32 protein-coding genes are annotated in these 20,522 nt (G+C 59.3%); 1 reads left to right on the plus strand and 31 read right to left on the minus strand.

What is annotated here, in order from left to right:
- Positions 1-46 precede the first annotated feature (46 nt).
- Positions 47-703, minus strand: coding sequence for a single-stranded DNA-binding protein (gene ssb, locus LCW13_RS16455; protein ID WP_225347411.1), 657 nt, complete (start codon positions 701-703; stop codon positions 47-49).
- Between the two features lie 87 nt (positions 704-790).
- Complete coding sequence (locus tag LCW13_RS16460; protein ID WP_054556904.1) at positions 791-2,206, minus strand: MFS transporter; 1,416 nt, start codon at positions 2,204-2,206, stop codon at positions 791-793.
- A gap of 207 nt (positions 2,207-2,413) precedes the next feature.
- Between LCW13_RS16460 and uvrA the strand changes: the two genes are divergently transcribed.
- The gene (gene uvrA / locus LCW13_RS16465) at positions 2,414-5,293 is read left to right on the plus strand and encodes an excinuclease ABC subunit UvrA (RefSeq protein WP_225347412.1); all 2,880 of its coding nucleotides are present in this window, start codon (positions 2,414-2,416) and stop codon (positions 5,291-5,293) included.
- Positions 5,294-5,478: 185 nt separating this feature from the next.
- On the opposite strand, the gene rplQ is transcribed toward uvrA, so the two are convergent.
- The 29 genes from rplQ to tuf form a co-directional block, all read right to left on the minus strand.
- A complete protein-coding gene (gene rplQ, locus LCW13_RS16470; protein WP_043334820.1) occupies positions 5,479-5,865 on the minus strand; it encodes a 50S ribosomal protein L17 in 387 nt (128 codons plus the stop codon).
- Positions 5,866-5,911: 46 nt separating this feature from the next.
- A complete protein-coding gene (locus LCW13_RS16475; RefSeq protein ID WP_043334822.1) occupies positions 5,912-6,910 on the minus strand; it encodes a DNA-directed RNA polymerase subunit alpha in 999 nt (332 codons plus the stop codon).
- Between the two features lie 74 nt (positions 6,911-6,984).
- Positions 6,985-7,605: a 30S ribosomal protein S4 gene (gene rpsD / locus LCW13_RS16480; RefSeq protein WP_043334824.1), complete on the minus strand. Its 621-nt coding sequence runs from the start codon at positions 7,603-7,605 to the stop codon at positions 6,985-6,987.
- 12 nt (positions 7,606-7,617) lie between these two features.
- On the minus strand, positions 7,618-8,001 hold the full coding sequence (gene rpsK / locus LCW13_RS16485; RefSeq protein ID WP_043334827.1) for a 30S ribosomal protein S11: 384 nt from the start codon (positions 7,999-8,001) through the stop codon (positions 7,618-7,620).
- Between the two features lie 30 nt (positions 8,002-8,031).
- A complete protein-coding gene (rpsM, locus tag LCW13_RS16490) occupies positions 8,032-8,388 on the minus strand; it encodes a 30S ribosomal protein S13 (protein WP_024950672.1) in 357 nt (118 codons plus the stop codon).
- A gap of 131 nt (positions 8,389-8,519) precedes the next feature.
- Complete coding sequence (gene rpmJ, locus LCW13_RS16495; protein ID WP_077373351.1) at positions 8,520-8,633, minus strand: 50S ribosomal protein L36; 114 nt, start codon at positions 8,631-8,633, stop codon at positions 8,520-8,522.
- Between the two features lie 34 nt (positions 8,634-8,667).
- Positions 8,668-10,002, minus strand: a complete 1,335-nt coding sequence (secY, locus tag LCW13_RS16500) for a preprotein translocase subunit SecY (protein ID WP_043334831.1) — start codon at positions 10,000-10,002, stop codon at positions 8,668-8,670.
- Positions 10,003-10,437, minus strand: a complete 435-nt coding sequence (gene rplO, locus LCW13_RS16505; RefSeq protein WP_043334834.1) for a 50S ribosomal protein L15 — start codon at positions 10,435-10,437, stop codon at positions 10,003-10,005.
- Between the two features lie 3 nt (positions 10,438-10,440).
- Positions 10,441-10,623: a 50S ribosomal protein L30 gene (rpmD, locus tag LCW13_RS16510; protein WP_024950669.1), complete on the minus strand. Its 183-nt coding sequence runs from the start codon at positions 10,621-10,623 to the stop codon at positions 10,441-10,443.
- Positions 10,624-10,629: 6 nt separating this feature from the next.
- Entirely contained in the window at positions 10,630-11,130 is a 501-nt protein-coding gene (rpsE, locus tag LCW13_RS16515) for a 30S ribosomal protein S5 (RefSeq protein ID WP_054556902.1), read from the minus strand.
- An 11-nt stretch (positions 11,131-11,141) separates the two neighbouring features.
- On the minus strand, positions 11,142-11,492 hold the full coding sequence (gene rplR / locus LCW13_RS16520) for a 50S ribosomal protein L18 (protein WP_024950667.1): 351 nt from the start codon (positions 11,490-11,492) through the stop codon (positions 11,142-11,144).
- 9 nt (positions 11,493-11,501) lie between these two features.
- Positions 11,502-12,032 (minus strand): 50S ribosomal protein L6, encoded by a 531-nt coding sequence (rplF, locus tag LCW13_RS16525; protein WP_166020051.1) that lies wholly within the window; start codon positions 12,030-12,032, stop codon positions 11,502-11,504.
- A 9-nt stretch (positions 12,033-12,041) separates the two neighbouring features.
- On the minus strand, positions 12,042-12,434 hold the full coding sequence (rpsH, locus tag LCW13_RS16530; protein ID WP_043334840.1) for a 30S ribosomal protein S8: 393 nt from the start codon (positions 12,432-12,434) through the stop codon (positions 12,042-12,044).
- Between the two features lie 32 nt (positions 12,435-12,466).
- Positions 12,467-12,772, minus strand: a complete 306-nt coding sequence (rpsN, locus tag LCW13_RS16535) for a 30S ribosomal protein S14 (RefSeq protein ID WP_043334842.1) — start codon at positions 12,770-12,772, stop codon at positions 12,467-12,469.
- A gap of 9 nt (positions 12,773-12,781) precedes the next feature.
- On the minus strand, positions 12,782-13,321 hold the full coding sequence (gene rplE / locus LCW13_RS16540; protein ID WP_043334844.1) for a 50S ribosomal protein L5: 540 nt from the start codon (positions 13,319-13,321) through the stop codon (positions 12,782-12,784).
- Positions 13,322-13,338: 17 nt separating this feature from the next.
- A complete protein-coding gene (gene rplX, locus LCW13_RS16545) occupies positions 13,339-13,656 on the minus strand; it encodes a 50S ribosomal protein L24 (protein WP_043334846.1) in 318 nt (105 codons plus the stop codon).
- 15 nt (positions 13,657-13,671) lie between these two features.
- Entirely contained in the window at positions 13,672-14,043 is a 372-nt protein-coding gene (rplN, locus tag LCW13_RS16550; RefSeq protein WP_043334850.1) for a 50S ribosomal protein L14, read from the minus strand.
- Between the two features lie 50 nt (positions 14,044-14,093).
- Positions 14,094-14,354, minus strand: a complete 261-nt coding sequence (rpsQ, locus tag LCW13_RS16555; protein ID WP_043334852.1) for a 30S ribosomal protein S17 — start codon at positions 14,352-14,354, stop codon at positions 14,094-14,096.
- A 1-nt stretch (position 14,355) separates the two neighbouring features.
- Positions 14,356-14,547, minus strand: coding sequence for a 50S ribosomal protein L29 (gene rpmC, locus LCW13_RS16560; protein WP_024950659.1), 192 nt, complete (start codon positions 14,545-14,547; stop codon positions 14,356-14,358).
- Positions 14,547-14,960, minus strand: coding sequence for a 50S ribosomal protein L16 (gene rplP / locus LCW13_RS16565; protein WP_043334854.1), 414 nt, complete (start codon positions 14,958-14,960; stop codon positions 14,547-14,549). Before rplP ends, rpmC begins: the two co-directional genes overlap by 1 nt.
- Positions 14,961-14,971: 11 nt before the next feature.
- Positions 14,972-15,664 carry a 30S ribosomal protein S3 gene (gene rpsC, locus LCW13_RS16570; RefSeq protein WP_043334856.1) on the minus strand — a complete coding sequence of 231 codons (693 nt, stop codon included), beginning with the start codon at positions 15,662-15,664 and terminating at the stop codon, positions 14,972-14,974.
- A gap of 10 nt (positions 15,665-15,674) precedes the next feature.
- Entirely contained in the window at positions 15,675-16,007 is a 333-nt protein-coding gene (gene rplV / locus LCW13_RS16575) for a 50S ribosomal protein L22 (RefSeq protein WP_043334859.1), read from the minus strand.
- Positions 16,008-16,026: 19 nt separating this feature from the next.
- The gene (rpsS, locus tag LCW13_RS16580) at positions 16,027-16,302 is read right to left on the minus strand and encodes a 30S ribosomal protein S19 (RefSeq protein ID WP_024950655.1); all 276 of its coding nucleotides are present in this window, start codon (positions 16,300-16,302) and stop codon (positions 16,027-16,029) included.
- 22 nt (positions 16,303-16,324) lie between these two features.
- Positions 16,325-17,152, minus strand: a complete 828-nt coding sequence (gene rplB / locus LCW13_RS16585; protein ID WP_043334862.1) for a 50S ribosomal protein L2 — start codon at positions 17,150-17,152, stop codon at positions 16,325-16,327.
- Between the two features lie 16 nt (positions 17,153-17,168).
- The gene (gene rplW, locus LCW13_RS16590) at positions 17,169-17,465 is read right to left on the minus strand and encodes a 50S ribosomal protein L23 (RefSeq protein ID WP_043334865.1); all 297 of its coding nucleotides are present in this window, start codon (positions 17,463-17,465) and stop codon (positions 17,169-17,171) included.
- Positions 17,462-18,067, minus strand: coding sequence for a 50S ribosomal protein L4 (gene rplD, locus LCW13_RS16595; protein ID WP_054556901.1), 606 nt, complete (start codon positions 18,065-18,067; stop codon positions 17,462-17,464). The genes rplW and rplD overlap by 4 nt, the downstream gene beginning before the upstream one ends.
- Positions 18,068-18,080: 13 nt before the next feature.
- Complete coding sequence (gene rplC, locus LCW13_RS16600; protein WP_024950651.1) at positions 18,081-18,719, minus strand: 50S ribosomal protein L3; 639 nt, start codon at positions 18,717-18,719, stop codon at positions 18,081-18,083.
- A gap of 146 nt (positions 18,720-18,865) precedes the next feature.
- Positions 18,866-19,177: a 30S ribosomal protein S10 gene (gene rpsJ / locus LCW13_RS16605; RefSeq protein WP_024950650.1), complete on the minus strand. Its 312-nt coding sequence runs from the start codon at positions 19,175-19,177 to the stop codon at positions 18,866-18,868.
- Positions 19,178-19,324: 147 nt separating this feature from the next.
- Positions 19,325-20,518, minus strand: a complete 1,194-nt coding sequence (gene tuf, locus LCW13_RS16610) for an elongation factor Tu (RefSeq protein ID WP_043334873.1) — start codon at positions 20,516-20,518, stop codon at positions 19,325-19,327.
- Positions 20,519-20,522: the final 4 nt, after the last annotated feature.

Below are 20,522 nucleotides of genomic sequence, written 5' to 3' on the forward strand. Positions count from 1 at the left end.
CGTTATCGCTTGCGCGCTCTATCGGCGCACAGGCGAGAAACTTTATTCAGAACGGGATTTCATCATCGAAATCATCGAAGCTGCCCGCGGGCGGCGCACCGAAATTGTTGTTCTGGGAGTTGTTCTGCTGGGCAGGCTGCTGGCCACCGAAGTTGTTGCCCTGCTGAGGGGCCGACTGCTGACCACCGAACTGACCGCCTTGCTGTGGGGCCGGCTGCTGACCACCGAACTGGCCACCTTGCTGCGGGGCCGGCTGCTGACCACCGAACTGGCCACCCTGCTGGGGGGCTGCGGCCGGTTGCTGGCCGCCCTGCTGAGGCGCCTGCTGCGGGCGACCACCAGCGAAGTTGCCGCCGCCACCTTCACCACGCGTATCCAGCATCTGCATGTCGTTGGCCACGATTTCGGTGCTGTAACGGTCATTGCCGTTCTGATCCTGCCACTTGCGCGTCTGCAGGCGGCCTTCGATATACAGGCGTGAGCCTTTCTTGACGTATTGCTGGGCCACTTCAGCCAGCTTGTTGAACATCACCACACGGTGCCATTCGGTACGTTCCTGACGCTGACCGCTCTGGCGATCATTCCAGGTGTCCGTCGTCGCGAGGTTCAGGTTGCACACCGCACTACCGGACGGGGTGAAGCGAACTTCCGGGTCTTGACCGAGATTACCGATCAGAATGACCTTGTTTACGCCACGAGCCATGAAGATTACTCCTGCAAATAGACCGGCGCGCCATGGGCACCGGAGAAGGTATCGAGTGCACCGGCAATGTGTTGCCGATGTCAGGGTTCAGCTGGCAGGCACTTCCGCGCCTGCCGGAGTTTCGTCATCACGCTGGCGAGTGAAACGGGCCAGCGCCTTGTCATCCAGTGTATCGCGTGTGACCTTGAGATAAGCGACCCGTTCCTCACGCACCACGAGCGCCTCTTCCACGCCGGCGATCGCCAGCAGGCGTGTCTGCAGCTCGACGGCCGACAATTGCGCGGCCTCGGGTGACAGGCCGATCACTTCACTACCCAGATGTCGCGGCGGTTGCATGCCCCACACCACGGCCAGCCACAGAATGGCGACCAGCCCCATGGCGAAGAACACGCCGCTCAGACCGAAATGCCCGGTCAACCAGCCGCCCCCGACACCGCCAACGAAGGCGCCCAGGAACTGACTGGTGGAATAGACCCCCATCGCCGTGCCCTTGGCACCGGCCGGGGCCAGCTTTGAGATCATCGACGGCAAGGTCGCCTCAAGCAGATTGAAGGCGACGAAGAACAGCCACAGCAGGCCGAGGAACATCGCCAGCCCCGCATGCTCGATGCCATCGACTCCCAGCAGCAGCAAGCTTGTCGCGATGGTCGCGACGGCTCCCAGGAAGACGGGCTTCATGCGCCGATACTTCTCGGCCACGATGACCAGCGGCAGCATGGCGACAAAGGCCAGCCCCATCAATGGCAGGTAGATCCAGCCGTGATGCGCCGGGGCGATGCCGAAATTGACCAGCTGCTGGGGAATGGCCACGAAGCAGGCGGTCAGGATCATGTGCAGCGCAAAGATCGACACATCCATGCGCAACAACGCGGAATTCGCGAGGATACCCTTGAGCTGGCGCCTATCAAGCCCCACATCCTGATGTTGACGCCTGGGCGCAGCTGGCACCAGCTTCCAGAGCACGAACAGGCTCGCGACGGCCATCACGGCGGTCAACCAGAAGACCCCCGACAGGCCGAAGGCATCTGCGGCCAGTGGCCCTGCGACCATCGCCAGCGCGAAGGCGACCCCGATCGACATGCCGATGGAGGCCATCGCCATGGTGCGAACCTCCTCCCGGGTCTGATCGGCCAGCAGTGCCATGATCGCTCCCGCCACGGCGCCGCTGCCCTGCAGACAGCGTCCAAGGATGATCATCTCGATGCTGTCGGCCGTCGCCGCGACCAGCGAGCCCAGAATGAACAACCCGAGCCCGAAGCCGATCACGGCCTTGCGCCCCAGTCGGTCTGACAGCCAGCCGAACGGAATCTGCAGCAATGCCTGGGTCAGCCCGTAGCCACCCAGCGCCACACCGACCAGTGTCGGCGTCGCACCGGCGAGATCACGGGTATAGAGCGCCAGCACCGGCAACACCATGAACAGCCCCAGCATGCGAGTCGCATAGAGGCTGGCAAGGCCGACGATGGCGCGGCGTTCCGGCGCGAGCAGTCGAGAGGTTTTCATGGGCGGCGGCGGGCTCCGGAGCATGACAGTCAAGAAGAGGGAGGCCGACCACGTGGGTCGCCGAGATGTGACGTCCAACGGTGGTCGCCCACCAATGGACTGCATATTCTAAGGCCCGCTTGGCGGCTTTGAAAGCATGCAGCCTTTGCCGGGTGTTTCACCCGCGCCTTATAATCGTTGCTTTTATCGACGCAGCCCGAGGTGGCAATGGACAGGATTCAGGTGAGGGGTGCGCGCACCCACAACCTCAAGAACATCGATGTCGAACTGCCGCGTGACAAGCTGATCGTGGTGACCGGACTTTCCGGTTCCGGCAAGTCATCACTTGCCTTTGACACTCTCTATGCCGAGGGACAGCGGCGCTACGTCGAATCACTGTCCACCTACGCACGTCAGTTCCTGTCGATGATGGAAAAGCCGGACATCGACCATATCGAAGGTCTGTCACCGGCGATTTCCATCGAACAGAAATCGACCTCGCACAACCCGCGCTCCACCGTCGGTACCATTACCGAGATCTACGACTACCTGCGCCTGCTGTATGCACGCGCCGGTACGCCGCGCTGCCCGGACCACGCGATCGATCTGGAAGCCCAGACCATCTCGCAGATGGTCGATCAGGCGCTCGCCCTGCCGGAAGGCAGCAAGCTGATGCTGCTGGCTCCCGTAGTCAGTGGCCGCAAGGGTGAGCATCTCCAGCTGTTGTCAGAGCTGCGCGCCCAGGGCTTCGTGCGGGCCCGCATCGACGGCGTGATCGTCGAGCTGGATGATCTCAAGCCGCTGGAGAAGAACAAGAAGCATGACATCGACGTCGTCGTCGATCGCTTCAAGGTGCGCGAAGACCTCAAGCAGCGCCTGGCCGAATCCTTCGAGACCGCGCTGAATCTGGCCGACGGCAGCGCGCGCCTGCACTTCATGGATGGCGAACAGGAAGACCTCGTCTTCTCCTCGCGCTTCGCCTGCCCGGTGTGTGGCTATGCGCTGGCCGAGCTGGAACCGCGCCTGTTCTCCTTCAACAACCCGGCGGGCGCCTGTCCGACCTGTGACGGCCTCGGCGTGAAGCAGTATTTCGATCCCGAGAAGCTGATCAGCCATCCTGAGCTGTCACTGGCCGAAGGCGTCATCAAGGGCTGGGACCGTCGCAGCGTCTACTACTTCAGCCAGCTTCAGGCCGTTGCCGAGCATTACGGCTTCGCGCTGGAAGCGGCCTGGGAGTCGCTCAGCGATGAAGCGCGTGACGCCGTGCTCAATGGCAGTGGCCGCGAGGACATCGCCTTCAGCTACGTGAATGACCGTGGCCGCAAGGTGACCCGCGAGCACCCCTTCGAGGGCGTGCTGCCCAACATGGAGCGCCGTTACCGCGAGACCGAATCCAACATGGTGCGCGAGGACCTCGCCCGCTATCTGGCGGTCCAGCCGTGCCCGAGCTGCGACGGCTCGCGCCTGCGTCGTGAAGCGCGCAACGTCTATGTCGATGACCGCACGCTCTCCGAGGTCGTGCGTCAGCCGATCGGCGAGGCGTGGGAAGAGTTCGGCAAGCTGAGCCTGCCGGGACGCAAGGGCGAGATCGCCGCCAAGATCGTGCATGAGATCCAGGCGCGCCTCGAATTTCTCGTCAATGTCGGCCTCGACTATCTGACCCTGGAGCGCAGCGCCGACACCCTGTCCGGCGGTGAGGCGCAGCGTATCCGTCTCGCCAGCCAGATCGGTGCCGGCCTGGTCGGGGTGATGTACATCCTCGATGAGCCGTCCATCGGCCTGCATCAGCGTGACAATGATCGCCTGCTCAAGACGCTGATCCATCTGCGCGACCTGGGCAACACCGTGATCGTGGTCGAGCATGATGAGGACGCGATTCGCGCCGCCGACCACGTGCTGGATATCGGCCCGGGCGCCGGCGTGCATGGTGGCGAGATCGTCGCCCAGGGCACGCCGGAGCAGATCGAGGCCACGCCGGGCTCATTGACCGGGCAATACCTGAGTGGCGAGCGCGAGATCGCCGTGCCGCCCTACCGCCTTCCGGCCAACCCTGACAAGGTGCTGCGCCTGACCGGTGCCACCGGCAACAACCTGCAGGATGTGACGCTGACGCTGCCGACAGGCCTGCTGACGTGCATCACCGGGGTCTCGGGCTCGGGCAAGTCGACGCTGATCAATGCCACCCTGATGCCGCTGGCGGCGCGTGAGCTCAATCGGGCCACCACCCTGACGCCCGCGCCCTACGGCACCATCGAAGGGCTGGACCTGTTCGACAAGATGGTGGATATCGACCAGAGCCCCATCGGGCGGACGCCGCGCTCCAATCCGGCGACCTATACCGGCATCTTCACGCCGATTCGCGAGCTGTTCTCAGGCACCCAGGAAGCACGCGCCCGCGGCTACAAGCCGGGCCGCTTCAGCTTCAACGTCAAGGGCGGCCGCTGCGAGGCCTGTCAGGGCGACGGCCTGATCAAGGTCGAGATGCACTTCCTGCCCGACATGTACGTGCCCTGCGATGTCTGCAAGGGCAAGCGCTACAACCGCGAGACGCTTGAAGTGCAGTACAAGGGCAAGAACATCCACGAAGTGCTGGAGATGACCATCGAGGAGGCGCTGGAGTTCTTCTCGCCGGTTCCGGCCATCGCCCGCCGCCTGCAGACGCTGATGGATGTCGGCCTCTCCTACGTCCGCCTCGGCCAGAGCGCGACCACGCTGTCCGGCGGTGAAGCCCAGCGCGTCAAGCTGGCGCGTGAGCTGGCCAAACGCGATACCGGCAAGACGCTCTATATTCTCGATGAGCCGACCACCGGTCTGCACTTCGAGGATATTCGCCAGCTGCTGGTCGTGTTGCACCGCCTGCGCGATCACGGCAACACCGTGGTCGTGATCGAGCACAACCTGGATGTGATCAAGACCGCCGACTGGCTGATCGACCTCGGTCCGGAGGGCGGCTCAGGCGGCGGCCAGATCATCGCCGAAGGCACACCAGAGCAACTGGCCACGCAGGAGATCTCGCACACCGGTCGCTTCCTGGCCCCGCTGCTGGAGCGCCAGAAAGCCACCAATGCCGACTCGAGCAGCAAGAAGAAGGCCGAGACCAGCAGCTAGGCGCCGGCTCACCTCCCTTCAGCTCCTCTGATCCACCTCGCCCCAGCACACTCTCAACACACCCCGGGGCGAGGTGTGGACCTTTCGGCAAATGACACGCCCGTGTCACCCGGCCAACTGCCAGGCATAAAAAAAGGCCAACCCGTGAGGGTTGGCCTTTTCTTGTGGACGAAGCAAGCCGAAGCTTACTCTTCGCCCGCTGCCTCGGAGGCAACCGGACGATCGACCAGCTCGACGAATGCCATCGGGGCATTGTCACCGGCGCGATAGCCGCACTTCAGGATGCGCAGGTAACCGCCCGGACGGGAGGTGTAGCGCGGGCCGAGCTCATTGAAGAGCTTGCCGACCGCTTCCTTGGAGCGCGTGCGAGAGAACGCCAAACGGCGGTTCGCAACGGTGTCCTGCTTGGCCAGGGTGATCAGCGGCTCGATATGACGACGCAGTTCCTTGGCTTTCGGCAGGGTAGTCTTGATGACTTCGTGCTCTACCAGAGAGATGCACATGTTCTTGAACATGGCTTCACGGTGAGAGCTGGTACGGTTCAGGTGACGACCACTCTTACGATGACGCATGGTTGTGATTCCTTACCAGTCTGGGGCTTGAGCCGACCGGGCTTCCTTAAGCGGAAGCCTTGTCGTCCTTCAGGCTTGCGGGCGGCCAGTTTTCCAACCGCATGCCGAGGGACAGACCACGCGCGGACAGCACGTCCTTGATTTCATTCAAGGACTTCTTGCCGAGATTCGGGGTCTTCAGCAGCTCAACTTCGGTGCGCTGAATGAGATCACCGATGTAATAGATATTCTCGGCCTTGAGACAGTTCGCACTGCGAACAGTCAGCTCAAGATCGTCTACGGGACGGAGAAGGATCGGATCGATTTGATCTTCCTCTTCTTCGACTTCCTGTTCCTTGTCTGCTTCCAGATCAACGAAGGCGGCCAGCTGCTCCTGCAGGATAGTTGCGGAGCGGCGGATCGCTTCTTCCGGATCCAGTGTGCCGTCGGTTTCCAGGTCGATCACCAGCTTGTCGAGGTTGGTGCGCTGTTCAACACGCGCAGCCTCGACGGCATAGGAGACCCGACGAACCGGGGTAAAGGTCGCATCCAGCTGGAGGCGGCCAATGGCACGTGACTCGTCATCAGCAGAGATGCGAGCATCTGCCGCTTCGTAGCCGCGGCCACGAGCGATCTTGAGCTGCATCTTCAGCTCGCCACCATCATTGAGGTGAGCGATGACGTGATCCGGATTCACGATTTCGAGATCGTGGTCGCCAGCGATGTCGCCAGCAGTCACGATACCCGGGCCCTTCTTGTTCAGCGCCAGCACAGCTTCGTCGCGACCATGCATCTTGATGGCCACGTCCTTGAGGTTCAGCAGGATTTCGATTACATCCTCCTGCACCCCTTCAATGGCGCTGTACTCGTGCAGAACGCCTTCGATCTCAGCTTCCACGACGGCACAGCCGGGCATGGAAGAAAGCAGGATGCGACGCAGAGCATTCCCCAGGGTGTGGCCGAAACCACGCTCGAAGGGTTCGAGGACGATTCGCGCGTGATGGGCGCTGACTTCCTCGACCTTGATATCGCGAGGACGGAGAAACTCTGTCACTGAGCGCTGCATAAGAACACCTTTAAGGCTGCCAAACGGATAATCTGGGTACTCCAGCCGGGCCGACGAATCGGCCCGGCGTTACATTACTTGGAGTACAGCTCGACGATCAGGTTTTCGTTGATATCGGCAGACAGGTCGCCACGCTCGGGGACAGCCTTGAAAGTGCCTTCCATCTTCTTGGAGTCGACGTCGACCCAGGAGACATCACCGCGGTTGGCAGCGAGTGCCAGAGACTGCTGGATGCGAGCCTGGTTCTTGGCCTTCTCACGAACGGTGACCACATCGCCAGCCTTCACTTTGAAGGAAGCAACGTTGACGGTACGGCCGTTCACGGCGATCGCCTTGTGGCTGACCAGCTGACGTGCCTCGGAACGCGTGGAGCCGAAGCCCATGCGGTAGACGACGTTGTCGAGACGAGTCTCGAGGAGCTGGAGCAGAACCTCACCGGTCGCACCCTTGAGGCGAGCGGCTTCTTTGTAGTAGTTGCGGAATTGCTTTTCCAGCACGCCGTACATGCGACGTACTTTCTGCTTTTCACGCAGCTGCAGGCCGTAGTCTGAAAGACGCTGACGGCGCTGGCCATGAACACCCGGGGGTTGTTCGGATTTGCACTTCTTCTCGAACGGAGTCACGCCACTCTTCAGGAAGAGGTCGGTGCCTTCACGACGAGACAGTTTGCACTTCGGTCCAATATAACGAGCCATGAGTCTGTCTCCTTAAACGCGGCGTTTCTTCGGCGGACGGCACCCATTATGCGGGATGGGGGTCACGTCGGTGATGCTTTGCACGCGGAAGCCTGCGGCATTGAGAGCACGCACGGCGGACTCACGACCCGGACCCGGGCCCTTGACCAGCACGTCGACGTTCTTCACACCATATTCGGCTGCAGCGGTCGCTGCACGTTCACTTGCGACTTGCGCAGCGAACGGGGTGCTCTTGCGAGAACCACGAAAACCCGAACCACCGGCAGTTGCCCAGGAAAGAGCATTGCCCTGGCGGTCTGTGATCGTCACGATAGTGTTGTTAAAAGAGGCGTGGATATGCGCGATGGCATCCACTACCTGCTTTTTAACCTTCTTGCGCTTACTCGGGTTAGCCATTAGATGTTTCCTGTCTAAACGCCAGTTCGTTTACTTGCGAATCGGTTTACGCGGACCTTTGCGTGTACGTGCGTTGGTCTTGGTGCGCTGACCGCGCAACGGAAGACCACGACGATGGCGCAGGCCACGATAGCAACCGAGGTCCATGAGACGCTTGATGTTCAGCGTGATCTCACGACGCAGGTCGCCTTCGACGGTGTACTTACCCACCTCGGCACGAACCAGGTCCAGTTGTTCAACAGACAGATCAGCGATCTTGACGCTCGGTTCTAAACCGAGAGCGGCGCAGATCTGCTGTGCACGCGTACGGCCAATCCCGAAGATATAAGTCAGCGAGATCGCCGCGTGCTTGTTGTCCGGGATATTGACGCCAGCAATACGGGCCATCAGTTTTCTCCGAAAGGTTAGCGGCGGATTTTACATCCACAAAGGGCGCAATAGCATACCCCTTGATCCCATTGGGAACAAGGGGGTATGCCAGCACCCGAGCTTGTATTCAGCTAAGCGGGTCGAGGGAATTAACCCTGACGCTGCTTGTGGCGGGGCTCAGTGCAGATGACCCGCACTGCGCCACGACGCCGAATGATCTTGCAGTTACGGCAAATTTTCTTGACGGAAGCTCGAACTTTCATCGTTCTCTCCAGTTTGCTAACAGGGGCTGCGCAATCAGCGCATCATGCCACCGCTGCCATAGCCTTTGAGGTTGGCCTTCTTCATCACCGACGCATACTGATTTGACATCAGATGCGACTGCACCTGGGCCATGAAGTCCATGACCACCACGACCACGATGAGCAGAGAGGTGCCGCCGAAATAGAACGGAACCTGCCATGCAACAACGAGGAATTGAGGCATCAGGGAGACTAGGGTGATGTAGAGGGCGCCGAACAGCGTCAGGCGAGTCATCACCTTATCGATGTAACGGGCGGTCTGTTCGCCTGGGCGAATACCCGGCAGAAACGCTCCTGACTTCTTGAGGTTGTCAGCAACATCCTTCGGATTGAAGACCAGCGCCGTGTAGAAGAAGCAGAAGAATACTACAGCGGCAGCGAAAAGCAAGATATACAGTGGCTGACCCGGCCCGAGAGCCTGAGATGCCGTCTGCAACCATTGCATGCTTTCACTCTGGCCAAACCATTGACCCATCGACGCAGGGAACAGCAGGATGCTTGACGCGAAGATCGGCGGGATGACCCCGGCCATGTTGACCTTCATCGGCAAGTAGCTGCTCTGACCTGCATACATCTTGTTGCCAACCTGACGGCGCGGATAGTTCACCGTGATGCGGCGTTGGCCGCGTTCGATGAACACCACGAAGGCAACGGTAATGACTGCGAGCAGCGTCAGCGCCAGCAGCGGAAGCACATTCCAGGCACCATCATTGCGCGCCAGTTCGAAAGACTGGCCGATGGCACTCGGCAGCCCGGCGACAATACCAGCAAAGATGATCAGTGAGATCCCGTTGCCGATACCCTTCTCGGTGATCTGCTCTCCCAGCCACATCAGGAACACCGCACCAGCCACGAACGTACTCACGGCGGTGAAGTAGAAGCTGAAGTCAGCGGAATAGGCGACACCGTTTCCGACCAGTCCGACTGCCATGCCGATCGATTGGACCAGGGCCAGTACTACCGTGCCGTAGCGCGTGTACTGGCTGATCTTGCGACGGCCGGCCTCGCCTTCCTTTTTCAACTGCTCAAGCTGAGGCGAGACCACCGTCAGGAGCTGCATGATGATCGACGCGGATATGTAGGGCATGATGCCCAGCGCGAAGATACTCATTCGCTCCAGTGCACCACCGGAGAACATGTTGAACATGCTCAGGATGGTGCCCTGGTTTTCCCTGAACAAGGCAGCAAGCTGGTCAGGATTGATACCGGGAACGGGGATGTGTGCACCGATTCGGTACACCACGATGGCGATGAACACGAAGCGCAAACGCGCCCAGAGTTCGCTCAACCCACTTCCCTGCATCGCCGGTACGTTTCCTGACTTAGCCATTTAGTCCTCTACCTTGCCACCGGCAGCTTCGATCGCAGCACGGGCACCCTTGGTGACCTTAATGCCGCGAACCGTGACTGCCTTGTCCAGTTCGCCGGAGAGCATGACCTTCGCGAACTTCGTGGAATCACGAAGCACGTTGGCCTTCTTCAGCGTTTCGAGGTCGACGATCTCGCCGTCTACCAGTGCCAGTTCGCTCAGGCGCACTTCTTCGGAAATCAGAGACTTCGCGGAAGTGAAACCAAACTTCGGCAGGCGACGCTGCATAGGCATCTGACCGCCTTCGAAGCCCGGCTTGACGCTGCCACCGGAACGGGACTTCTGGCCCTTGTGGCCACGACCGCCGGTCTTACCAAGACCGGAGCCGATACCACGACCGACACGCTTTGCAGCGTGCTTGGAGCCCGGGGCCGGACTCAGGGTATTCAATTTCATGGATTACTCTCCCTCAACACGGACAAGGTAGTGAACCTTGTTGATCATGCCGCGTACCGCGGGGGTGTCTTCCAGCTCGACAGTGTGACCGATGCGGCGCAGGCCAAGACCTTTCATAGTGGCCTTGTGCTTTTCGAGGACGCCGATGGTGCTGCGGATCTGGGTTACCGTGATCTTAGCTGCCATGGTGCCTTACCCCGCAATCTTGTCGACAGACAGGCCACGCTTGGCGGCGATGTCTTCCGGAGATTTCATGGCAGCGAGACCGTTGATGGTCGCGCGCACCACGTTGACCGGATTGGTGGAACCGTAGCACTTGGCCAGGACGTCATGGACGCCTGCCAGTTCGAGCACGGAACGCATCGCACCGCCGGCAATGATGCCGGTACCTTCGGACGCTGGCTGCATGTAGATCTTGGATGCGCCGTGACGAGCCTTCACCGGGTACTGCAGGGTGTGGCCCTTCAGGTCAACCTTGATCATGTTGCGACGAGCTTGGTCCATTGCCTTCTGGATCGCGACCGGCACTTCACGCGCCTTGCCACGGCCGAAGCCAACACGACCATTGCCGTCACCAACGACAGTCAGAGCGGTGAAACCGAAGATACGGCCGCCCTTGACTACCTTGGCGACGCGGTTGATCTGCACGAGCTTCTCTTGCAGGTCACCGCCCTTCTGTTCGATATTCGCCATCGTAAAACCCTTTAGAATTCCAGGCCGCCTTCACGTGCGGCATCGGCCAGGGCCTTCACGCGACCGTGGTACTTGTACCCGGAGCGATCGAAAGCCACTTGCTTGATACCCGCTTCCTTCGCGCGCTCGGCAATCAGAGCACCCACCTTGGCGGCGGAGTCCGAGTTACCGGTAGAACCTTCGCGCAGGCTCTTGTCGAGCGTGGATGCGGTGGCCAGGACCTGGCCGCCATCCGGCGAGATGATCTGCGCGTAGATGTGACGCGGGGTGCGGTTCACGCACAGGCGAAACACGCCCAGCTCGCGGATTTTCGCACGAGCGCGGCGGGCACGACGGAGACGAGATTCTTTCTTCGCGTTCATAACCCTGCCTTACTTCTTCTTGGCTTCTTTACGACGGACGACTTCGTCGCTGTACCGAATACCTTTGCCCTTGTAGGGCTCCGGCGGACGGAATGCGCGAATCTCTGCGGCGACCTGACCCAAAGCCTGCTTGTCAGCAGACGTGAGGACGATCTGAGTGTTCTTCGGCGTTTCAGCCGTAACACTTGCCGGCAGTTCATAGTCGACCGGGTGTGAGAAGCCCAGTGTCAGGTTGATTGTCTGGCCTTTGGCCTGGGCACGATAACCCACACCATTGATTTCCAGAGACTTGGTGAAGCCTTCGGAAACACCAGACACCATGTTGTTGACCAGAGCACGAGTGGTACCAACCATTGCCCAGTTCTTGGCGGTCTCGGACGGAGCGAAGGTCATTTGACCTTCTTCCATAGAGATGACCACGTCCTGGTGGACGGTCAGTTCCAGCTGGCCTTTGCTGCCCTTCACGGTCAGCTTGTCGCCGTCGAGCTTTGCCTCGACGCCGTTCGGCAATTTAACCGGATACTTGGCTACGCGGGACATTCCAAACTCCTAGAATACGGTGCAGAGGACTTCGCCGCCGACACCAGCTTGACGGGCCGCACGATCGGTCATCACGCCCCGGGAGGTGGAAACGATCGCAATACCCAGGCCATCTGCGACTTTCGGAAGCTCACCCTTGCCTTTGTACTGGCGCAGGGACGGCTTGGAAATACGCTTGATGCTCTCGATAACCGACTTGCCTTCGAAGTACTTGAGGGTCACGGTCAGTTCCGGCTTGGCGCCTTCTGCGACGGCAAACTCGGAAATATAACCCTCTTCCTTCAATACGCGGGCCACTTCAACCTTGAGCTTGGAAGACGGCATGGTAACCGTCTCCTTGGTGGCCATCTGCGCATTGCGGATACGAGTGAACATATCCGCCAGAGTGTCTTGCATGCTCATTTACGTTGCGCTCCTGAATTCTTGCAGTGGTGTTACCAGCTGGACTTGGTCAGACCAGGCACGTCACCACGCATAGCGGCTTCACGCAGCTTGTTGCGGCTCAGGCCGAACTTGTTGTAGTAGCCGTGCGGACGGCCAGTGATACGGCAGCGGTTACGCTGACGGACCGGGCTGGCATCACGCGGCAGCTGCTGCAGCTTCAGCTGTGCGTCGAAGCGCTCTTCTTCAGAAGCGTTGACGTCGTTGATGATGGTCTTCAGTGCGTCGCGTTTGGCGGCGTACTTAGCGACCAGCTTGGTGCGCTTGAGCTCGCGCTCAACCATGCTTTTCTTTGCCATGATCCACCCTTATTTCTTGAACGGGAAGTTCAGCGCGCCCAGCAACGCACGACCTTCATCATCGGTGTTGGCGCTAGTGGTGATGGTGATGTCCAGGCCACGAATCCGGTCGATCTTATCATACTCGATCTCCGGGAAGATGATCTGCTCACGCACACCCATGGAGTAGTTTCCACGGCCATCGAAGGACTTCGGGTTCAGACCACGGAAGTCACGAACGCGCGGGATAGCCACGTTCACGAGACGGTCCAGGAAGTCCCACATACGATCGCTGCGCAGGGTCACCTTAACACCGATCGGCCATCCTTCGCGGACTTTGAAGCCAGCGATGGACTTGCGTGCCTTGGTGACGATGGGCTTCTGACCAGAAAGCATCTGGAGATCGGCAAACGCGTTGTCGATCAGCTTCTTGTCAGCGGTGGCTTCACCGATACCCATGTTCAGGGTCACCTTGGTGATGCGGGGAACCTGCATCACATTGGCGTAGCCGAACTGCTCTTTAAGCTGGGCGGCCACTTCGTTCTGATAACGTTCTTTCAAGTTCGCCATGTTGTACCCGACTCGCGTTAGGCGTCGATCAGCTTCTGAGTCGACTTAAAGATGCGTACCTTAGTACCGTCTTCCTGTACCTGGATTCCGACACGATCCGCCTTGCCGGTCTCCTGGTTGAAGATGGCCACGTTGGACGCGTGAATCGGAGCCTCGCGCTCGACGATACCCCCCTGGGTGCCCAGCATCGGGTTGGGCTTGGTGTGACGCTTGATCATATTCACACCGGACACGAGCAGACGCTCACCTTTCAGCACCTTGCTGATGGTACCGCGCTTGCCCTTGTCCTTCCCGGCGATGACGATGACTTCATCGTCACGTTTGATCTTTTGCATATCCGCTTCCGCTCCTTACAGCACTTCGGGCGCCAGGGAAATGATCTTCATGAACTTCTCACTGCGAAGTTCACGGGTAACCGGGCCGAAGATACGGGTACCGATCGGCTGTTCGTTGGTGTTGTTCAACAGAACGGCCGCATTACCGTCGAAGCGGATCACGGAACCGTCATTACGACGGACACCGGCTTTGGTACGAACGACCACTGCCTTCATGACCTGGCCTTTCTTGACCTTGCCACGCGGGATAGCTTCTTTGACGGTGACCTTGATGATGTCTCCAACACGAGCGTAACGGCGGTGTGAACCACCCAGCACCTTGATGCATTGCACCCGGCGCGCGCCACTGTTGTCGGCGACATCCAGCATTGTCTGAGTCTGAATCATCGGTTTTCTCCAAACCTAATCTGACTGCCTGGTGGGAACTGGCCTAGGGATTAACCCTTGGCCTGTTCAACCACCTCGACCAGGGTCCAGGCTTTCTTCTTGGACAGCGGACGAGTCTCGGCGATAGAGACGGTGTCACCGATCCGAGCCTGATTCGCCTCATCATGGGCGTGCAGCTTGGTGGAGCGTCTCAGGTACTTGCCATAGATCGGGTGACGCTCACGGCGCTCGACCATGACAACGATGGATTTTTCCATCTTGTCACTCACCACCTTGCCGGTGAGTGTGCGTGCTTTAGTTTCTTCGGCCATTTTACTCACCTGACTTCTGGTTGAGCACAGTCTTAACCTGAGCAATTTGGCGACGAGTCTGCTTGAGCAGGTGAACCTGGCTCAGCTGGCCTGTTGCCTTCTGCATGCGCAGATTGAATTGCTCACGCAGCAGTTCGAACAACTGCTCCTGGAGCGCCTCGACTGACTTTTCACGGAGTTCTTGGGCTTTCATCACATCACCGTCCGCTTAACAAAGGTGGTGGAGATCGGCATCTTCATAGCGGCCAGGCTAAATGCTTCACGGGCCAGCTCTTCGGACACACCTTCGATCTCGTAGAGGACCTTGCCGGGCTGGATCTGAGCGACCCAGTACTCGACAGAACCCTTACCTTTACCCATACGAACTTCCAACGGCTTGTTGGAGATCGGCTTGTCTGGGAAGACACGGATCCAGATCTTACCGCCACGCTTGACGTGACGAGTGATGGCACGACGGCCAGCTTCGATCTGACGAGCGGTGATACGACCACGGCCGGTGGCTTTCAGGCCAAACTCACCAAAGCTTACCTTGCTTCCGCGATGCGCCAGGCCACGGTTGCGACCTTTCTGCATCTTGCGGAATTTCATACGCTTGGGCTGTAACATCGATTACCCCCTTACTTGCCTTTCTTCTTGGGTGCGGACGCGGGCTGCTTCGCCTTGGCTCGCACCTCTTCGATGCCACCGAGGATCTCGCCTTTGAAGATCCAGACCTTGACACCAATGATGCCGTAGGTGGTGTGAGCTTCGAAGGTGGAGTAATCAATGTCAGCACGCAGGGTGTGAAGCGGAACGCGGCCTTCGCGGTACCATTCGGTACGGGCGATTTCGGCACCGCCGAGACGACCAGAGAGCTGAATCTTGATGCCCTTGGCGCCCAGACGCATTGCGTTCTGCACAGCACGCTTCATCGCACGACGGAACATGACACGACGCTCGAGCTGACCTGCCACATTGGCAGCAACCAGCTTGGCATCGAGTTCCGGCTTGCGAATCTCCTCGATGTTGATGTGGACGGGAACGCCCATCATCTCGGAAACTTCACGACGAAGGCGGTCGACATCTTCACCTTTCTTACCGATCACGATACCCGGACGGGCGGTGTGAATGGTAATACGGGCGTTGTTTGCCGGACGCTCGATGCTGATGCGGCTCACGGAAGCGCTTTTCAGACGCTCTTCCAGGAATCCACGCACCTGCAGATCGTTGTTCAGTTTGTCGGCATAGGTAGCGCCTTCGGCGTACCAGACAGAGGTATGATCCTTGACAATACCCAGTCGGAAACCTGTCGGATTAACTTTCTGACCCATTGGTCGTCTCCTACTTCTCGGCTACCTTGACGGTGATATGACAAGTGCGCTTCAAGATACGATCCGCACGGCCTTTGGCACGTGGCTGGATGCGCTTGAGCGTCATGCCCTCGTCGACACAGATAGTCGAGACGCGAAGCTCGTCAATGTCCATGCCGTTGTTTTCTTCCGCATTCGCGATCGCGGACTGCAGAACCTTGCGAACAATCTTCGCGGCCTTCTTCGGTGAGAAAGCGAGCAGATTCAGCGCCTCGGCGACCGGCTTACCGCGCACCTGGTCAGCCACCAAACGGGCCTTCTGGGCGGATAAACGAGCGCCGCGCAGCTTAGCAGCTACTTCCATCTCTTAAATCCTCTCTGGCTTACCGTTTGGCTTTTTTATCTGCAGCGTGCCCGCGGTATGTGCGGGTGGCAGCAAACTCGCCGAGCTTGTGACCGACCATTTCCTCAGAAACGAGAACCGGGACATGCTGGCGACCGTTATGGACGGCAATGGTGAGCCCGACCATGTTCGGCAGGATCATGGAACGACGCGACCAGGTCTTGATCGGTTTGCGGTCGTTCTTTTCCACTGCTGTCTCAACCTTCTTCAGCAGATGAAGGTCAATAAAAGGACCTTTCTTCAGTGAACGTGGCACAGCCGTTACCCCTCAATATCTGTTACTTGGCCTTGCGGCGACGGACGATAAGCTTATCGGTGCGCTTGTTCTTGCGAGTCTTGTGACCCTTGGTCGGGACGCCCCACGGGCTGACCGGGTGACGGCCACCAGAGGTACGACCTTCACCACCACCATGCGGGTGATCGACCGGGTTCATCGCGACACCGCGAACAGTCGGGCGCACGCCTCTCCAACGCTTAGCACCGGCCTTGCCCAGTTGACGGAGGCTGTGCTCGGAGTTGCCCACTTCGCCGAGAGTTGCACGGCATTCGGACAGCACCTTACGCATCTCGCCAGAGCGCAGACGCAGCGTGGTGTAGTTACCGTCACGTGCCACGACCTGGGCACTGGTACCTGCACTACGAGCGATCTGGGCGCCCTTGCCTGGCTTCAGCTCTACACAGTGAACGGTGGAACCCACCGGGACATTGCGCAGCGGCAGAGCGTTGCCTTTCTTGATCGGTGCGTTAACACCAGACTCGAGACGATCGCCAGCAGAGACACCTTTCGGTGCAATGATGTAGCGACGTTCGCCGTCAAGGTACTTCACCAGCGCGATGTTCGCGCTACGGTTCGGATCGTACTCCAGACGCTCAACGATGGCCGGAATGCCATCCTTGTTGCGCTTGAAATCGACCAGACGGTAATGGTGACGATGACCACCGCCGATGTGGCGAGTAGTGATGCGACCATTATTGTTACGACCACCGGACTTTGACTGCTTTTCAAGCAGCGGAGCGTACGCGCGACCTTTGAAAAGTTCGTCATTGACGACCTTTACCAGGTGGCGGCGACCGGCGGAGGTAGGTTTTGTCTTAACAATTGCCATGTTCCGTACTCCTGCCTTACTCGGCGCCAGAGAAGTCTTCGATGGTCTCGCCGGCGGCCAGAGTTACATAGGCCTTGCGATAACCAGCGCGACGACCAACACCGCGAGCGGTGCGCTTGGTCTTGCCTTTCATGTTCAGAACCTGAACACGATCGACTTTCTTACCAAACAGCGCTTCGACGGCTTTCTTGATTTCGGGCTTTGTCGCGTCGCTGGCAACCTTGAACACGTACTGGTTGTTCTCGGCAGCGACCGCGGCCTTCTCGGTCATGTGAGGACCAAGCAGGACCTTGAATACGCGTTCCTGATTCATCCCAGGTTCTCCTCGAACTTGCGCAGGGCAGCGACAGTCATCAGCACCTTGTCGTAACCGACGAGGCTGACCGGGTCAGCGCCAGCGACATTGACGACGTCAACATACGGGATGTTGCGCGCGGCCAGGTACAGGTTGACGTCCTGCTCTTCAGTGACGATCAGCGCTTTCTCAAGGCCCAGTTCCTGGAGCTTGGCGATCAGCAGCTTGGTCTTCGGAGCTTCGACGCTGATAGCGTCGACCGCGACCAGGCGATCCTGACGGACCAGCTCGGACAGGATGGAACGCATGGCAGCGCGATACATCTTGCGGTTGACCTTGTGCGAGTGGTCCTGAGGACGCGCCGCAAAGGTCACACCGCCAGAACGCCACAGCGGGGAACGGATGGTACCGGCACGTGCACGACCAGTACCTTTCTGACGCCACGGCTTCTTGCCACCGCCGGACACGTCAGAACGGGTCTTCTGAGCCACGGTACCTTGACGTGCACCAGCCAGATAGGCGGTGACGACCTGGTGAACCAGAGCCTCGTTGAAGTCCTTACCAAAGGTGGCATCGGAGACGTCTACTGCGCCGCCTGCACCTGCAAGATTAAGATTCATCGGTTAATTCCCCTCAGCGAGCTTTCACAGCGGAACGCACGATCACTTCGCCGCCCGGAGCACCTGGAACGGCACCCTTGACCAGCAGAAGATTGCGTTCAGCGTCGACGCGGACCACTTCCAGGCTCTGGACGGTGGAACGGACGTTGCCCATCTGGCCAGCCATCTTCTTACCTTTGAAGACGCGGCCCGGGGTCTGACAGTTACCGATGGAACCCGGCGCGCGGTGCGACAGTGAGTTACCGTGGGTAGCGTCTTGGGTGCGGAAGTTCCAGCGCTTAACTGCGCCCTGGAAACCTTTACCCTTGGAGGTGCCGGTCACGTCAATCTTTTGACCAGCTTCAAAGAGGGATACGGTGAGTTCGCCGCCCACTGCAGGAGCTTCGTCGCCTTCGTTCAGGCGGAATTCCATCAGGGTACGGCCAGCCTCAACACCCGCCTTGGCATACTGACCAGCAGTTGCCTTGGTGAGGTGCTTGGCTTTACGAGAGCCAGTTGTCACCTGAATAGCATTGTAGCCGTCAGTCTCGAGAGACTTGATGGTCACGATGCGGTTCGGCTCAACTTCAATCACGGTAACCGGCACAGAGGCGCCAGCTTCGGTGAAGACACGGGTCATCCCGGCCTTCTTACCGACTAAACCGATAGACATGTTCAGTCTCCTTTAGTGTACGGGGCTGTCACCCGCTATGGCTGCCCTTTCCAGAGCATTCCACTAGCACATTGTATGACGCCATCCCGGCGTGGCGGCTGCTGCTCTATCAGTGAGAGCGCTGGGCCGCAGTGACTAGTGAGGTATCAGTCAACCTTGATCTGGACGTCCACACCGGCAGCCAGGTCAAGCTTCATCAGCGCGTCGACAGTCTTCTCTGTCGGCTCGACGATGTCGAGAACGCGCTTGTGGGTACGAATCTCATACTGGTCACGCGCGTCCTTGTTGACGTGCGGAGAGACCAGGATGGTGTAACGCTCGCGACGGGTCGGCAGCGGGATCGGGCCACGAACCTGAGCACCGGTACGCTTTGCAGTTTCAACGATCTCTGCAGAGGACTGGTCGATCAGACGGTGGTCGAATGCTTTCAACCGGATGCGAATCTTCTGGTTTTGCATTGCCCAAAACTCCAATGGATGTCGACGGCGTAGGCCGTCACCCACGCATTCAAAGGATGCGCATTATAGGCAGACTGACATCAGGTGTCAAACATGCGAGAAAAGGGGGCCCATCAGGGCCCCCTTCTGTGTCAGGTAAGGAGAACCTTACTCGACGATTTTGGCCACGACGCCAGCGCCGACGGTACGACCGCCTTCACGGATAGCGAAACGCAGACCATCTTCCATGGCGATCGGAGCGATCAGAGACACGACCATCTGGACGTTGTCGCCCGGCATGACCATCTCGACGCCTTCCGGCAGCTCACAGGTACCAGTGATGTCAGTGGTACGGAAGTAGAACTGCGGACGATAGCCTTTGAAGAACGGAGTGTGACGACCGCCTTCTTCCTTGGACAGGACGTAGACTTCGGCTTCGAACTTGGTGTGCGGCTTGATGGAGCCCGGCTTGGCCAGAACCTGGCCACGCTCGACGTCATCACGCTTGGTGCCGCGCAGCAGGGCGCCGACGTTTTCGCCAGCACGACCTTCGTCCAGCAGCTTGCGGAACATCTCGACACCGGTAACGGTAGTCTTGGTGGTGTCACGCACGCCGATGATCTCGATCTCTTCGCCAGTCTTGACCAGACCACGCTCGATACGGCCAGTGACGACGGTACCGCGGCCAGAGATGGAGAAGACGTCTTCGATCGGCATCAGGAACGGCTGGTCGATAGCACGCTCCGGCTCCGGGATGTACGCATCCAGGGCCTTGATCAGGTTGGCAACGGCGGTAGTACCCATGCCGTTGTCGTCCTTGCCTTCCAGAGCCATCAGGGCAGAGCCGATGATGATCGGAGTGTCGTCGCCCGGGAAGTCGTACTCGCTCAGGAGTTCACGAACTTCCATCTCGACCAGCTCGAGCAGTTCTTCGTCATCGACCATGTCAGCCTTGTTCAGGAAGACAACGATGAACGGAACGCCGACCTGACGGGACAGCAGGATGTGCTCGCGAGTCTGCGGCATGGGGCCGTCAGCAGCGGAACAGACCAGGATAGCGCCGTCCATCTGGGCAGCACCGGTGATCATGTTCTTGACGTAGTCGGCGTGACCCGGGCAGTCGACGTGCGCGTAGTGACGCACTTCGGACTGATATTCCACGTGAGCGGTGGAGATGGTGATACCACGCTCACGCTCTTCCGGGGCATTATCGATGGAGTCAAACGCACGCGCGTCACCACCGAAGACTTCTGCAGAGACGCGAGTCAGAGCCGCAGTCAGAGTGGTCTTGCCGTGATCGACGTGACCAATGGTGCCGACGTTGACGTGCGGCTTCGAACGCTCAAATTTTTCCTTAGCCACTGCT

Source organism: Cobetia amphilecti, from assembly GCF_020217465.1.
Taxonomy (GTDB): Bacteria; Pseudomonadota; Gammaproteobacteria; order Pseudomonadales; family Halomonadaceae; genus Cobetia; species Cobetia amphilecti.

Excerpts from the sequence above, each read along its gene's own strand:
- rplP (WP_043334854.1), bottom strand. The coding sequence starts at position 14,960 with ATGTTACAGCCCAAGCGTATGAAATTCCGCAAGATGCAGAAAGGTCGC.
- rplB (WP_043334862.1), bottom strand. The coding sequence starts at position 17,152 with ATGGCAATTGTTAAGACAAAACCTACCTCCGCCGGTCGCCGCCACCTG.
- rpsM (WP_024950672.1), bottom strand. The coding sequence starts at position 8,388 with ATGGCCCGTATTGCTGGCGTCAATATCCCGGACAACAAGCACGCGGCG.
- rpmC (WP_024950659.1), bottom strand. The coding sequence starts at position 14,547 with ATGAAAGCCCAAGAACTCCGTGAAAAGTCAGTCGAGGCGCTCCAGGAG.
- rpsD (WP_043334824.1), bottom strand. The coding sequence starts at position 7,605 with ATGGCTCGTTATATTGGACCGAAGTGCAAACTGTCTCGTCGTGAAGGC.
- secY (WP_043334831.1), bottom strand. The coding sequence starts at position 10,002 with ATGGCTAAGTCAGGAAACGTACCGGCGATGCAGGGAAGTGGGTTGAGC.
- rplW (WP_043334865.1), bottom strand. The coding sequence starts at position 17,465 with ATGAATCAGGAACGCGTATTCAAGGTCCTGCTTGGTCCTCACATGACC.
- LCW13_RS16460 (WP_054556904.1), bottom strand. The coding sequence starts at position 2,206 with ATGAAAACCTCTCGACTGCTCGCGCCGGAACGCCGCGCCATCGTCGGC.
- rpmJ (WP_077373351.1), bottom strand. The coding sequence starts at position 8,633 with ATGAAAGTTCGAGCTTCCGTCAAGAAAATTTGCCGTAACTGCAAGATC.
- rpsN (WP_043334842.1), bottom strand. The coding sequence starts at position 12,772 with ATGGCAAAGAAAAGCATGGTTGAGCGCGAGCTCAAGCGCACCAAGCTG.
- rplE (WP_043334844.1), bottom strand. The coding sequence starts at position 13,321 with ATGGCGAACTTGAAAGAACGTTATCAGAACGAAGTGGCCGCCCAGCTT.
- rpsH (WP_043334840.1), bottom strand. The coding sequence starts at position 12,434 with ATGAGCATGCAAGACACTCTGGCGGATATGTTCACTCGTATCCGCAAT.
- LCW13_RS16475 (WP_043334822.1), bottom strand. The coding sequence starts at position 6,910 with ATGCAGCGCTCAGTGACAGAGTTTCTCCGTCCTCGCGATATCAAGGTC.
- rpsC (WP_043334856.1), bottom strand. The coding sequence starts at position 15,664 with ATGGGTCAGAAAGTTAATCCGACAGGTTTCCGACTGGGTATTGTCAAG.
- uvrA (WP_225347412.1), top strand. The coding sequence starts at position 2,414 with ATGGACAGGATTCAGGTGAGGGGTGCGCGCACCCACAACCTCAAGAAC.
- rplF (WP_166020051.1), bottom strand. The coding sequence starts at position 12,032 with ATGTCCCGCGTAGCCAAGTATCCGGTTAAATTGCCGAACGGCGTCGAG.
- rpsE (WP_054556902.1), bottom strand. The coding sequence starts at position 11,130 with ATGGCGAATATCGAACAGAAGGGCGGTGACCTGCAAGAGAAGCTCGTG.
- rplX (WP_043334846.1), bottom strand. The coding sequence starts at position 13,656 with ATGCAAAAGATCAAACGTGACGATGAAGTCATCGTCATCGCCGGGAAG.
- rplQ (WP_043334820.1), bottom strand. The coding sequence starts at position 5,865 with ATGCGTCATCGTAAGAGTGGTCGTCACCTGAACCGTACCAGCTCTCAC.
- ssb (WP_225347411.1), bottom strand. The coding sequence starts at position 703 with ATGGCTCGTGGCGTAAACAAGGTCATTCTGATCGGTAATCTCGGTCAA.
- rplV (WP_043334859.1), bottom strand. The coding sequence starts at position 16,007 with ATGGAAGTAGCTGCTAAGCTGCGCGGCGCTCGTTTATCCGCCCAGAAG.
- rpsK (WP_043334827.1), bottom strand. The coding sequence starts at position 8,001 with ATGGCTAACCCGAGTAAGCGCAAGAAGGTTAAAAAGCAGGTAGTGGAT.
- rplN (WP_043334850.1), bottom strand. The coding sequence starts at position 14,043 with ATGATTCAGACTCAGACAATGCTGGATGTCGCCGACAACAGTGGCGCG.
- rplD (WP_054556901.1), bottom strand. The coding sequence starts at position 18,067 with ATGAATCTTAATCTTGCAGGTGCAGGCGGCGCAGTAGACGTCTCCGAT.
- rplR (WP_024950667.1), bottom strand. The coding sequence starts at position 11,492 with ATGAACGCGAAGAAAGAATCTCGTCTCCGTCGTGCCCGCCGCGCTCGT.
- rplC (WP_024950651.1), bottom strand. The coding sequence starts at position 18,719 with ATGTCTATCGGTTTAGTCGGTAAGAAGGCCGGGATGACCCGTGTCTTC.
- rplO (WP_043334834.1), bottom strand. The coding sequence starts at position 10,437 with ATGAAATTGAATACCCTGAGTCCGGCCCCGGGCTCCAAGCACGCTGCA.
- rpsJ (WP_024950650.1), bottom strand. The coding sequence starts at position 19,177 with ATGCAAAACCAGAAGATTCGCATCCGGTTGAAAGCATTCGACCACCGT.
- rpsQ (WP_043334852.1), bottom strand. The coding sequence starts at position 14,354 with ATGGCCGAAGAAACTAAAGCACGCACACTCACCGGCAAGGTGGTGAGT.
- rpmD (WP_024950669.1), bottom strand. The coding sequence starts at position 10,623 with ATGGCAGCTAAGATCACGGTAACCCAGATCCGCAGCACCATCGGCGTC.